This is a genomic window from Streptacidiphilus pinicola (assembly GCF_003258295.1).
Taxonomy (GTDB): domain Bacteria; phylum Actinomycetota; class Actinomycetes; order Streptomycetales; family Streptomycetaceae; genus Streptacidiphilus; species Streptacidiphilus pinicola.
In genome coordinates this window covers 19,222-31,733 of record NZ_QKYN01000136.1, presented here as the reverse complement: position 1 = coordinate 31,733, position 12,512 = coordinate 19,222, and the positions used below count along the sequence as shown (strand labels likewise).

Annotated in this window: 9 protein-coding genes; 3 read left to right on the top strand and 6 right to left on the bottom strand. The window is 72.0% G+C overall.

Going from position 1 to position 12,512, the window contains the following annotated elements; translation table 11 throughout:
- The first annotated feature begins 33 nt into the window (after window positions 1-33).
- Window positions 34-333 carry a hypothetical protein gene (locus DN069_RS30780; RefSeq protein ID WP_111506515.1) on the top strand — a complete coding sequence of 100 codons (300 nt, stop codon included), beginning with the start codon at window positions 34-36 and terminating at the stop codon, window positions 331-333.
- Window positions 334-354: 21 nt separating this feature from the next.
- Here the strand turns inward: DN069_RS30780 and DN069_RS30775 are convergent, their stop codons facing one another.
- The 6 genes from DN069_RS30775 to DN069_RS30750 form a co-directional block, all read right to left on the bottom strand.
- Window positions 355-966: a TetR/AcrR family transcriptional regulator gene (locus DN069_RS30775; protein WP_111506514.1), complete on the bottom strand. Its 612-nt coding sequence runs from the start codon at window positions 964-966 to the stop codon at window positions 355-357.
- 62 nt (window positions 967-1,028) lie between these two features.
- Complete coding sequence (locus DN069_RS30770; RefSeq protein ID WP_111506513.1) at window positions 1,029-2,204, bottom strand: acyl-CoA dehydrogenase family protein; 1,176 nt, start codon at window positions 2,202-2,204, stop codon at window positions 1,029-1,031.
- Entirely contained in the window at window positions 2,201-4,210 is a 2,010-nt protein-coding gene (locus DN069_RS30765; RefSeq protein WP_207892332.1) for an ATP-binding protein, read from the bottom strand. The genes DN069_RS30770 and DN069_RS30765 overlap by 4 nt, the downstream gene beginning before the upstream one ends.
- Window positions 4,211-4,215: 5 nt before the next feature.
- The gene (locus tag DN069_RS30760; RefSeq protein WP_207892328.1) at window positions 4,216-5,817 is read right to left on the bottom strand and encodes an acyl-CoA carboxylase subunit beta; all 1,602 of its coding nucleotides are present in this window, start codon (window positions 5,815-5,817) and stop codon (window positions 4,216-4,218) included.
- The gene (locus DN069_RS30755; protein ID WP_111506512.1) at window positions 5,814-7,544 is read right to left on the bottom strand and encodes an acyclic terpene utilization AtuA family protein; all 1,731 of its coding nucleotides are present in this window, start codon (window positions 7,542-7,544) and stop codon (window positions 5,814-5,816) included. Before DN069_RS30755 ends, DN069_RS30760 begins: the two co-directional genes overlap by 4 nt.
- 161 nt (window positions 7,545-7,705) lie before the next feature.
- The gene (locus DN069_RS30750; RefSeq protein ID WP_111506511.1) at window positions 7,706-8,875 is read right to left on the bottom strand and encodes a steroid 3-ketoacyl-CoA thiolase; all 1,170 of its coding nucleotides are present in this window, start codon (window positions 8,873-8,875) and stop codon (window positions 7,706-7,708) included.
- A 203-nt stretch (window positions 8,876-9,078) separates the two neighbouring features.
- Between DN069_RS30750 and DN069_RS30745 the strand changes: the two genes are divergently transcribed.
- On the top strand, window positions 9,079-10,311 hold the full coding sequence (locus DN069_RS30745; protein ID WP_111506510.1) for a cytochrome P450: 1,233 nt from the start codon (window positions 9,079-9,081) through the stop codon (window positions 10,309-10,311).
- A 179-nt stretch (window positions 10,312-10,490) separates the two neighbouring features.
- Window positions 10,491-12,512, top strand: coding sequence for an MFS transporter (locus DN069_RS30740; protein ID WP_111506509.1), 2,022 nt, complete (start codon window positions 10,491-10,493; stop codon window positions 12,510-12,512).

The window sequence follows — 12,512 nt, the reverse complement described above, 5'->3', positions numbered from 1 at the left end:
GTGCGCACCGCTGATCGAAAGGCCGCCTCCGCCATGCTCTCCGCGCTCCGCCGACCCGCCACGCACGCGGCCGCCGTCGTGCTGGCCGTCTCCGCTCTCTTCGGCGCGACGGCCCCCGCCGTCGCCGCCCCGGCGGCCCCGGCGGTATCCGCCGTGCAGGCGAACGGAACGCCCGTGACGCCGGGCGCGAACAGCAGCTCCTCCCCGGCGCCGACGCCCAAGAAGGCCGGCACCGCCACCAAGATCGGCGGCTTTGTCGCCCTCCTCGTCGCGGGCGTCGGCGGCGGCCTCTTCATCACCTGGACCCGCTCCCGGCGCGCCTCGCGCCCCTGACGGTTCACTCGAACGAGTCCGCTACAGCTGCGCGTCCAGGATGCGGGCCCACTGGCGGACGATGCGTTCGCGGCGTTCGCTGTCGTCGCTGAGGACGTCGGCGAGGCCGAGGCCGCGGGCCATGTCGAGGGTGGCCTGGACGGTTTCGCGGACGCCGGGGCGGGACTCGTCCGCGCCGAGGAGGGTGACGGCGGTGCGGTGGGTCTCTCGGCCGATGCGGGACTCGAGTTCGAGGACGCGCGGGCGCAGCTGGTCGTCCGTGCTGACGGCCACCCAGAGCTGCAGGGCGGCGCGGAACAGCGGGCTGGTGTAGAGGCCGACGAGCATGCGGACGACGGCCTCGTGGCGGCCCCGGCCGGAAGCCGGAAGAGCCGCGGCCCGAGCGTCCAGCTCCGCGCGGCGCTGGACGGAGACGTGCTCGACGGCCGCGGTGAAGAGGTCCTCGCGGGTCGGGAAGTGGTGCTGGGCCGCGCCCCGGGAGACGCCGGCCCGCTCCGCGACGACGGCGACGGTGCTGCCCGACCAGCCGACCTCGGCCAGGCAGTCCACGGCCGCCTCCAGCAGCCGTTGGCGGGTGGCTCGGCTGCGGTCCTGCTTGGGGGCGCGCGCGGAGGCGGAGGTTGCTGTCGACACGGGTGTTTCCTTTCCGTGAGGAACTCTACGTCGCCCCCGCGCGGGCCTGCGGCCGCGTTCGCTCAGTAGGACTTGGGCAGCCCCAGCGTGTGCTGGGCGACGAAGTTCAGGATCATCTCGCGGCTGACCGGCGCGATCCGGCCGACCCGGACGCCCGCGATCAGCGAGGCCAGACCGTACTCGGACGCCAGGCCGTTGCCGCCGAGCGTCTGCACCGCCTGGTCCACGGCCCGCACCGCGGCCTCCGCCGCCGCGTACTTGGCCATGTTCGCGGCCTCGCCCGCGCCGAAGTCGTCGCCCGCGTCGTAGAGGAAGGCGGCCTTCTGGGTCATCAGCCGGGCCAGCTCCAGCTCGATGCGGACCTGGGCCAGCGGATGCGCGATGCCCTGGTGCGCGCCGATCGGCTCCTTCCAGACCGTGCGCTCCTTGGCGTAGTCCACGGCGCGGTCCAGCGCGAGGCGGGCCATGCCCGCCGAGTAGGAGGCGGCCATGATGCGCTCGGGGTTGAGGCCCGCGAAGAGCTGGAGCAGGCCCGCGTCCTCGTCGCCGACCAACGCGTCGGCGGGCAGCCGGACGTCGTCCAGGAACAGCTGGAACTGCCGCTCGGGCAGATGCAGCTCCATCTCGATCGGCTGGTACTGGAAGCCGGGGGTCTCCCTCGGCACGATGAACAGGGCGGGCTTGAGCTTGCCCGTCTTCGCGTCCTCGGTGCGGCCGACGACGAGGGTCGCGTCGGCGGCGTCCACGCCGGAGATGAAGACCTTCTGGCCGCTCAGCACCCAGTCGGAGCCGTCGCGGCGGGCGGTGGTGGTGATCCGGTGGGAGTTGGAACCGGCGTCGGGCTCGGTGATGCCGAAGGCCATCCGGCGGGTGCCGTCGGCGAAGCCGGGCAGCCACTCCTGCTTCTGCGCGTCGGTGCCGAAGCGGGCCAGGATGCTGCCGCAGATCGCCGGGGTGACCACCAGCATCAGCAGCGGGCAGCCGGCCGTGCCGAGCTCCTCCAGGACGATGGACAGCTCCTGGATGCCGGCGCCGCCGCCCCCGTACTGCTCGGGCAGGTTGACGCCGAGGAAGCCCAGCTTGCCCGCCTCGCGCCACAGTTCGTCGGCGGGGCGGTGCTCCTTGCCGCAGGCGATCAGGTAGTCGAGGCCGTAGCGGCTGCCCAGCGCCCTTACGGCGGCGCGCAGATCGCGGCGTTCCTCGGATTCGACGAAGGTGCTCTCGTACGTCGCGGTCATGGCTGCGAGGTCCCCTCCTGCTCTTCACGGTCCACGGAGTTCACGGATTCGCCGATGACGGCGAGGAGCGCGCCCGTGTCGACCTGCTGGCCGACGGTCGCGCGGAGTTCGGTGACCACGCCGTCGGTCGGCGCGGTGATGCGGTGCTGCATCTTCATGGCCTCCAGCCAGAGCAGCGGCTGACCGGCCGTCACCACGTCGCCCACGGCGGCCTCGACGCGAACGACCGTGCCGGGCATGGGCGCGAGCAGCGATCCGGCGGCCGTCTCCCGCTCCGGCTCGGGGAAGCGCGGCAGCGCGGTGAGCGCGACGGCGCCCAGCGGCGAGTCCACGTGGACGAGGGCGGCTCCGTAGCGGGCGAGGCCGAAGGTCCGTCGCACGCCGTCCACGGCGAGCACGACGCGCTCGGGTGCGGCGCTGACCAGCGCGACGTCCGGGTACGCCTCGGCGTGCAGGCCGTCGCGGGTGAGGCGGTAGCGGACCTCGTGCTCGACGCCCTCGTGGGCGTAGCGCTTGACCTGCGGGTGCGCCGGCACATTGCGCCAACCACCGGCGATCGGAGTCCGGTTGGCGGCGGCGTCGCCGAGCGCGGCGGCCAGCGCGGCGAGCGCGACGGCGTCCTTGTCGGCCGCGCCCTCGCCCGGGTGACGCGTCAGGAACGCGGTGTCGACCTGCCCGGCCAGGAACTCCGGGTGGCGCAGCACGCGCACGAGCAGGTCGCGGTTGGTGGTCAGGCCGTGCACGCGCGCCTTGGCGAGCGCGCCCGCGAGGCGGCGGGCGGCCTCGGCGCGGGTCGGCGCCCAGGCGATCACCTTGGCGAGCATGGAGTCGTAGTGGACGCCGACCTCGCTGCCGCTGCCGACGCCCGCGTCCAGGCGCAGCCCGGCCCGCTCCCCCGCGCGCGGCGCGGCGAACTCGGCGGAGACGCCGGGGATGTCGAGCAGCGTGACGGTGCCGGTCTGCGGCTGCCAGTCGCGGGCCGGGTCCTCGGCGTACAGGCGGACCTCGATCGCGTGTCCCTGCGGCGCGGGCGGCTCGTCGCTCGGCAGCGCTCCGCCCTCGGCGACGAGGAGTTGCAGCGCGACGAGGTCGAGCCCGGTGACGCACTCGGTGACGGGGTGCTCGACCTGGAGACGGGTGTTCATCTCCAGGAAGAAGAACCGCCCGTCGGGAGCCAGCAGGAACTCCGCCGTCCCGGCGCCGACATAGCCGATCGCGCGGGCGGCGGCCCGAGCCGCCTCGTGCAGGCGCGTACGCGTCTCGTCGGGCAGCAGTGGCGCGGGGGCCTCCTCGACGACCTTCTGGTGCCGCCGCTGGATCGAGCAGTCGCGCTCCCCCACGGCCCAGACGGTGCCGTGCACGTCGGCGAGCAGCTGCACCTCGACGTGGCGGCCGGTCTCGACATAGGGCTCGACGAAGACCTCGTCGCTGCCGAACGCGGCCAGCGCCTCCTGTCGGGCCGTCGCCAACTCAGTGTCGAGCTGCACGAGTTCTCGCACCACGCGCATCCCGCGACCGCCGCCACCGGCGGCCGCCTTGACCAGCAGCGGCAGGTCCTCGTGGGTCGGCTCGCCCGCGACGGAGAGGACGGGGACGCCGGCGGCGGCCATCAGCTCCTTGGCGCGGGTCTTCACGCCCATCGCCGCGATGGCGGACGGCGGCGGGCCGATCCAGGCCAGGCCCGCGTCGAGGACGGCCTGGGCGAACTCGGCGTTCTCGGAGAGGAATCCATAGCCGGGGTGGACGGCGTCGGCGCCGGCCGCGCGGGCGGCGGCGATGACGAGGTCGGCACGGAGATAGGTGTCGGCGGGCGCGGCGCCGGGCAGCCGGACGGCGGCGTCGGCCTCGTGGACGAACGGCGCGTCCGCGTCGGCGTCGGAGAACACGGCGACGGTGGCGACGCCGAGCTCGCGGCAGGTGCGGAAGATCCGCCGCGCGATCTCGCCGCGGTTGGCGACCAGCACGGATCCGATCACGGCGGTTCCCTGGGTGTAGTCGTGGGTCATCGTCGTCACATCCGGAAGATGCCGTAACCACGCGCGCCCTCGATGGGCGCGGAGTGGATCGCGGAGAGGGAGAGCCCCAGCACGGTGCGGGTGTCGCGCGGGTCGATCACGCCGTCGTCGTAGAGGCGGCCGGAGAGGAACATCGGCAGCGACTCCGCCTCGATCTGCTGCTCCACCATCGCGCGCAGACCGGCGTCGGCCTCCTCGTCGTAGGCCTGGCCGCGCGCCTGCGCGGAGGCGCGGGCGACGATGGAGAGCACGCCCGCGAGCTGCTGCGGGCCCATCACGGCCGACTTGGCGCTGGGCCAGGCGAAGAGGAAGCGGGGGTCGTAGGCGCGCCCGCACATACCGTAGTGCCCCGCGCCGTAGGAGGCGCCGACGAGCAGGGAGAGGTGCGGGACCTTGGAGTTGGAGACCGCGTTGATCATCATCGCGCCGTGCTTGATGATGCCGCCCTGCTCGTACTCCTTGCCGACCATGTAGCCGGTGGTGTTGTGCAGGAAGAGCAGCGGGATGTCGCGCTGGTTGGCCCACTGGATGAACTGGGCTGCCTTCTGGGCCTCCTGGCTGAACAGCACGCCCTGCGCGTTGGCGAGGATGCCGACGGGGTAGCCGTGGATCCGGGCCCAACCCGTCACCAGGCTCGGCCCGTAGAGCGGCTTGACCTCGTCGAACTCCGAGCCGTCGACGATGCGGGCGATCACCTCGCGCGGGTCGAACGGTTGCCGCAGGTCGCCGGGGACGATGCCGAGCAGCTCCTCCTCGTCGTACTTCGGCGGCTCGACGAGCCCGGCGGCGGGGCCGGGGCCCTGCTTGCGCCACTCCAGCCGGGCGACGATCCGGCGGGCGCGGTGGATCGCGTCCACCTCGTCGGCGGCGAAGTGGTCGGCGAGGCCCGAGACCCGGGCGTGCATCCGCGCGCCGCCCAGCGACTCGTCGTCGCTCTCCTCGCCGGTCGCCATCTTCACCAGCGGCGGGCCGCCGAGGAAGACCTTGGACCGCTCGTCGATCATCACGACGTGGTCGGACATGCCGGGCACGTAGGCGCCACCGGCGGTGGAGTTGCCGAAGACGACGGCGACGGTGGGGATGCCGGCAGCGGAGAGCCGGGTCAGGTCGCGGAAGATCGCGCCACCCGGGATGAAGATCTCCTTCTGGCTGGGCAGGTCGGCGCCGCCCGACTCGACCAGGCTGACCAGCGGCAGCCGGTTCTCCAGCGCGATCTGGTGGCAGCGCAGCGCCTTCTTCAGCGTCCACGGGTTGCTGGCGCCGCCGCGCACGGTCGGGTCGTTCGCGGTGATCAGGCACTCGGTGCCGGAGATCCGCCCGATACCGGTCACCATGCCCGCGCCGACCGGGTACTCGCTCCCGTAGGCGGCGAGCGTGGAGAGCTCCAGGAACGGGGTGTCCGGGTCGATCAGCAGCTCGATCCGCTCGCGGGCGAGGAGCTTGCCGCGGGCGCGGTGGCGGTCCACGTACTTGGGGCCGCCACCGCCCACCGCCTTGGCGTGCTCGGCGTCCAGCTCGGCGAGCTTGGCGAGCATCGCCTCGCGGCGCTCGCCGAACTCGACGCCGCGCGGGTCGACGTCGGTGGTCAGGACGGTCACCGCCCCTCCTTCGGGTTCGAGTTCAACAGGGCCTCCGGGATGTCGAGATGGCGGGAGCGCAGCCACTCCCCGAGCGCCTTGGCCTGCGGGTCGAAGCGGGCCCGGGCGGCGACGCCGTCACCCAAAATCCCCTCGACGGTGAAGTTGAGCGCGCGCAGGTTCGGCAGGACGGTCCGGGTGACGGTCAACTCGGCAGTCTCCGGCAGGAGTTCCCGCAGGCGCGCGACCGTGAGGGTGTGCGCGAGCCAGCGCCAGCCGGCGTCGTCCCGCGCCCAGACGCCGATGTTGGCGCTGCCGCCCTTGTCGCCGCTGCGGGCGCCGGCCACGGCTCCCAGCGGCGCGTGACGGGTCCGGGCCGACGCGTCGGGGGGCTCGGGCAGTTCGGGCTCCGGCAGGGCTTCGAGCGCGCGGCTCACGGGCGCCGGCGGGATCTCCGCGCGCCGGCCGTCCGGCAGCAGCGCCGTGTGCCGGACCTCGGCGGGATCGGCGGTCAACGCCTCGAAGACGCCGTAGGGGCTCGGCTTCTGCGGCAGCCCGGCCACATGGAAGCCGGGGTATCCGGCGAGCGCCAGCTCGACCGGGACGGTCGCGGTGGCGCGCCGGACCAACTTGGGGTCCTGGTCGCGGACGACAAGGCGCAGCAGCGCGCTGGCCTCCTCCTCACCGGCGGCGTCCGCATGGTCCGTGCGGGCCAGGGTCCAGTGCAGCTCGGCGGGTTGTTGCTTGCCGAGCTCGGCGGCGAGCTGACGACGCGTCAACTCGGCCTTGGCCTCGATGTCCAGGCCGGTGAGGACGAAGACGGTCTCGCCGAGCCAGCCGCCGAGGCGGTTCACGCCCACCTTGAGTGTCGGCGGCGGCGCCTCGCCGCGCACCCCGCTGATCCGGACCCGGTCCGGGCCGTCGGGCTCCAGCCGGACGGTGTCGAGGCGGGTGGTGACGTCGGGGCCCGCATAGCGGGCGGGGCCGGTCTCGTAGAGGAGTTGGGCGGTGACGGTCTCCACGGTCACCGCGCCGCCGGTGCCGTCGTGCTTGGTGACGACGGCGCTGCCGTCGGCGTGGATCTCCGCGAGCGGGAAGCCGGGGCGTCCGAGGCCGCCCGGGATCTCCCGGAAGAAGGAGTAGTTGCCGCCGGTCGCCTGCGTCCCGCACTCCAGCACGTGTCCGACGGCGACGGCACCGGCCAGCCGGTCCCAGTCGTCCCGTGCCCACCCGAAGTGCGCGGCGGCGGCGCCACTGACGAGCGCGGCGTCGGTGACGCGGCCGGTGACGACGATGTCCGCCCCGGCGTCCAGGCAGGCGGTGATGCCCCACCCGCCGAGGTAGGCGTTGGCGGCCAGCACGCCGGGGCGTCCCGCCTGGAGGGCGGCGAGCATGTCGTCACCCTCGACGTGCGCGATCCGCGCGTGCCCGAGCCCGAGCGTGGCGGCGAGCTCCCGCAGCTTCTCGGCCAGCCCGGCGGGGTTCAGACCGCCGGCGTTGACGACGACCCGGACCCCGCGGTCGAGGGCCAGCCCGAGGCTCTCCTCCATCTGCCGCAGGAAGGTCTTGGCGTATCCGGCACCGGGGTCGGCCAGCCGGTCCCGCCCGAGGATCAGCATGGTGAGCTCGGCGAGATAGTCCCCGGTCAGCACGTCCAACGGGCCGCCGGTGAGCATCTCCCGCACGGCGTCGAACCGGTCCCCGTAGAACCCGGACGCGTTCCCGACCCGCAGGATCGATTCGGACACCTCTGCCCCTTCCGGCAAGCCCACCCGACGCGACGCGCCCAGCCTGGCAGCCGGAACAGAAACAATCAAGCGTGCTTGCTTGATTTTCTGGCCGAAGCAAGGGCGCGACCGAGAGGCCGCGCCCTCCTCCTCTTCCCGGCCCACCGGCCGCGCCGGGCGGGTCAGATGCGCTGGATGATCGTGCCCGTCGCCAGGGCGCCGCCGGCGCACATGGTGATGAGGGCGAACTCCTTGCCGCTGCGTTCGAGTTCGTGCAGCGCGGTGGTGATCAGCCGGGCTCCGGTGGAGCCGACCGGGTGGCCGAGGGCGATGGCGCCGCCGTTGACGTTGACCTTGGCCATGTCGGCCTTCATCACCTGGGCCCAGGAGAGCACCACGGAGGCGAAGGCCTCGTTGATCTCCACGATGTCGATGTCCTTCAAGGACATCCCCGCCTTGCCCAGCACCGCGCGGGTCGCGTCGATCGGGCCATCGAGGTGGTAGTGCGGGTCGGAGCCGACCAGGGCCTGGGCGACGATCCGGGCGCGCGGGGTGAGGCCGAGGGCGCGCGCGGCGCGCCGGGAGGCCCACATGACCGCAGCCGCGCCGTCGGAGATCTGCGAGGAGTTGCCCGCGGTGTGGATCGCCGTCGGCATCACCGGCTTCAGGCCGGCCAGCGCCTCCGCGGAGGTGTCGCGCAGGCCCTCATCGCGGTCGAAGAGCCGCCACATGCCCTGACCCGCCTGCTGCTCGGCCTCCGTGGTCGGCACCTGCACGGCGTACGTCTCGCGCTTGAACCGCTCCTCCGCCCACGCCTGCTGCGCCCGCTGCTGGGAGACCAGCCCCAGGTGGTCGACGTCCGCGCGGGTCAACCCGCGGTTGCGGGCGATGCGTTCGGCCGCCTCGAACTGGTTGGGCAGGTCGACGTTCCACTCCTCGGGGAACGGCCGCCCGTTGCCGCCCGCCGAGCCCGAGCCCAGTGGCACCCGGGACATGGACTCGACCCCGCAGGCCACGCCCACGTCGATCGCGCCCGCCGCGACCAGGTTGTGGACCATGTGGTTCGCCTGCTGCGAGGAACCGCACTGGCAGTCCACGGTGGTGGCCGGGACCTCGTACGGCAGGCCCATCGCCAGCCACGCGTTGCGCGCCGGGTTCATGGACTGCTCACCGGCGTGGGTCACCGTGCCGCTGACGATCTGCTCCACGACGTCCGGTTGGACGCCCGTGCGAGCCAGCAGCTCACGGAAGGTCTCACCCAGCAGGTAGGCGGGATGCAGATTGGCCAGCGCGCCGCCCCGCCTGCCGATGGGGGTGCGCACTGCCTCGACGATGACGGGCTCAGCGGCCATGACTGGTCCCTCCCGAGTGGCCCAGAACTGATACTCGTTCTAGTTCTGCGGACCTTTGTATGCGTCCGCAGACCCCGCGCGCAAGGCCCTTGCATCCACTAGAACGTGTTACTACCGTCAAGTGGAAATCTGACACTCCGTCAGAGCCACTCAGCGTCCCATCCCAGTCGTCTGAGCCCCAGGAGCCCCTCAGGAGGCCCTTGATGTCCTGTCCGGCCCTGCCCGACGGATTCGACCCGACCGATCCGGAACTCAACCAACAGGCCGTGCCGCTCCCCGAGTTCGCCACGATGCGCCGCACCGCGCCGGTCTGCTGGATTCCGCAGGCCGACGGCACGACAGGCTTCGACGACGGCGGCTACTGGGCGGTGACCCGGCACGCGGACGTCCGCGAGGTCTCCACCCACCCCGAGACCTTCTCCTCGCACACCAACACCGCGATCATCCGGTTCCACCCCTCGATCGACCCGTCCGGCATCGACGGCCAGAAGCTGATCATGCTGAACATGGACCCGCCGGAGCACACCAGACTCCGCTCCATCGTCCAGCGCGGCTTCACGCCGCGCGCCATCAACGCGCTCCAGGACACCCTGCGCGACCGCGCCGAGCGGATCGTCCACGCCGCGGTCAAGGAGGGCAGCGGCGACTTCGTCACCGACGTCGCCTGCGAGCTGCCGCTGCAGGCCATCGCGGAACTGATCGGCATCCCGCAGAGCGACCGCAGCAAGATCTTCCACTGGACCAACACCATGGTCGGCTACGACGACCCCGAACTGGCGATCAGTCAGGAGACGGGGATGCAGTCGGCGATCGAGCTGATGACGTACGCGATGGGCATGGCCGAGGAACGTAAGGCCTGCCCGGCCGAGGACATCGTCACCAAGCTGGTCAACGCCTCCGGCCAGGGCAACCTCAGCAGCGACGAGTTCGGCTTCTTCGTCCTGGTGCTGGCCGTGGCCGGCAACGAGACCACCCGCAACGCCACCTCCCACGGCATGCACGCGATGCTGACGCATCCGGAGCAGTGGGAGCTGTACAAGGAGCGCCGGCCGCAGACCGCGGCGGACGAGATCGTGCGGTGGGCCACACCGGTCATCTCCTTCCAGCGCACGGCCACACGCGACGTGGAGCTGGGCGGCGCGGAGATCAGGTCCGGGCAGCGGGTCGGCATCTTCTATGCCTCCGCCAACAACGACGAGGAGGTCTTCGACCGCCCCGACCGCTTCGACATCCTCCGCGACCCCAACCCCCACCTCGGCTTCGGGGGCGGCGGCCCGCACTTCTGCCTCGGCGCGAACCTCGCGCGGCTCGAGATCGACCTCATCTTCAACGCGATCGCCGACGCGATGCCGGGGATCCGTTTGAGCGGCGACCCACGCCGCCTTCGCTCTCCGTGGCTGAACGGCATCAAGCGGATGGAAGTGCAGTACGGGTAACCCTTCAGGGGCGGGAGGCTCTGCGCGACAAGCCACCCACGCGGGTAGAGCCCCGAGCGCGCAGGGCCATCCGCCACGGGTGGGTTCCTCGCGCAGTTCCTCGCGCCCCTGGATGGTGCAACTCACTCGTTCGGGCTTACCGGCGGGCTGGGCCCGCGTCAGCGGGGTTTGCTGGGGGCATGGCCCAGCAGCAGGCGGTTGACGCGCGTCCGCAGGAGCCCACGCCGGAGAGTGCCCGGAGGGTCCGGCTGGTCTTTCTCGGCGTGATGCTGGGCATGTTCCTCGCCGCGCTCGACCAGACCATCGTCTCGACCGCGCTGCCGACGATCGTCGGCGACCTGGGCGGGGCGAACCACCTGTCCTGGGTGGTCACCTCGTACATGCTGGCCGCCACCGCGACCACCCCGTTGTGGGGCAAGCTGGGCGACCTCTTCGGGCGCAAGCACATCTTCCTGATCTGCATCGTCATCTTCCTGGCGGGCTCCGCGCTCTGCGGCCAGGCGCGGAACATGACCGAGCTGATCGCGTTCCGCGCGCTGCAGGGCCTGGGCGGCGGCGGGCTGATGGTGCTGGCGATGGCCGTCATCGCCGACGTCGTGCCGCCGCGTGAGCGCGGGCGGTACCAGGGGGTGATCGGGGCCGTCTTCGGGGTGTCCTCGGTGGTCGGACCGCTGCTGGGCGGGTTCCTGGTCGACAACCTCAACTGGCGCTGGGTCTTCTACGTCAACCTGCCGGTCGGCGCGGTCGCCCTGTTCGTCATCGCGACCGCGCTGCACGCCAAGCGACCGGAGACGCGCCCGCGGATCGACTACCTCGGCACGGCACTTCTGGCGGCTGCCTCCACCTGTCTGGTGCTGATCACCAGCCTGGGCGGGACGACCTGGAAGTGGAACTCGGCGGAGGTCTGGGGCTGCGCGGTCGGCGCGGTGGTGCTCATCGCGCTGTTCATCTGGTGGGAGCAGCGGGCGCCCGAGCCCGTGCTGCCGCTGCGGCTGTTCCGCAACCGGATCTTCACGGTCTGCTCGGGGATCGGCTTCGTCATCGGCCTGTGCATGTTCGGGGCGCTGTCGTACATCCCGCTCTACATGCAGGTGGTCAACGGCAACTCGCCCACCGAGTCCGGGCTGCGGCTGCTGCCGATGATGGCGGGCGTACTGATCACCTCCATCGGCACCGGCCAGCTGATCTCCCGGACCGGGCGCTACAAGATCTACCCGATCATGGGCACCGCGCTGACCTGCGTGGCGCTGGTGCTGCTGGCGCAGGTGGACGAGAAGACCAGCGCGACGGTGATGGGCCTCTACATGCTGGTGCTCGGCCTCGGGCTGGGTCTGGTGATGCAGGTGCTGATCATCGCCGTGCAGAACTCCACGGACTTCGCCGACCTGGGCACGGCGACGTCCGGCGTCACCTACTTCCGGTCCATCGGCGGCTCCTTCGGGGCGTCGATCTTCGGGACGGTGCTGAACAACCAGCTGACCTCGAAGATCGCCACCGCGCAGAAGGACGGGACGCTCTCCCCGCAGTTCCCGGCGAAGCAGGTGCTGGCCAACCCGACCAGCGTGCAGAAGGCGCCGCCCGCGCTCAAGCCGCTGCTCGACCCGTTCCTGCACATCTTCGCGGTCTCGCTGCAGACGGTGTATCTGGTGGCGGCCGGCATTACGGTGCTGGCCTTCGTCCTGTCGCTCTTCCTGCGCGAGGTCCCGCTGCGCACGGCCACGCGCACCAACCAGGTCGAGGGAGCCGGGCCGCCCGCGTTCCGCAGCTCGGCGGAGGAGATCGAGGGCATGATCACGCGGCTCTCCAGCCGCGAGAACATCTGGGAGCGGTACGGGCGCGCCATCGACCGCTCCGGGATCAACATCTCGGTCCCGCAGGCCTACGGGCTGTTCCGGCTCCACCACGCGGGCCCGATCACCGAGGAGGAGATCTGCCGACGACTGAAGGTCAGCTCGGTCGAGATCCGCCCGAAGCTGGACGCGATGGTCGCTTCCGGGCGCGTCCAGCGCGACCCTGCCGGTGTGCTGACCCTGACTCCGGCCGGACAGGACGTCGTCCAGCGTCTCTCCGATGCGCGGCTGAACCAGCTGCGCGAGAAGCTGGAGGGTTACTCCCCCGAGCAGCACGCCGAACTGCTGGACATGCTGCGCACGTTGGCCGACGACTCGCTGGAGGCCCCGGCCCGGGTGCTGACCGACTGA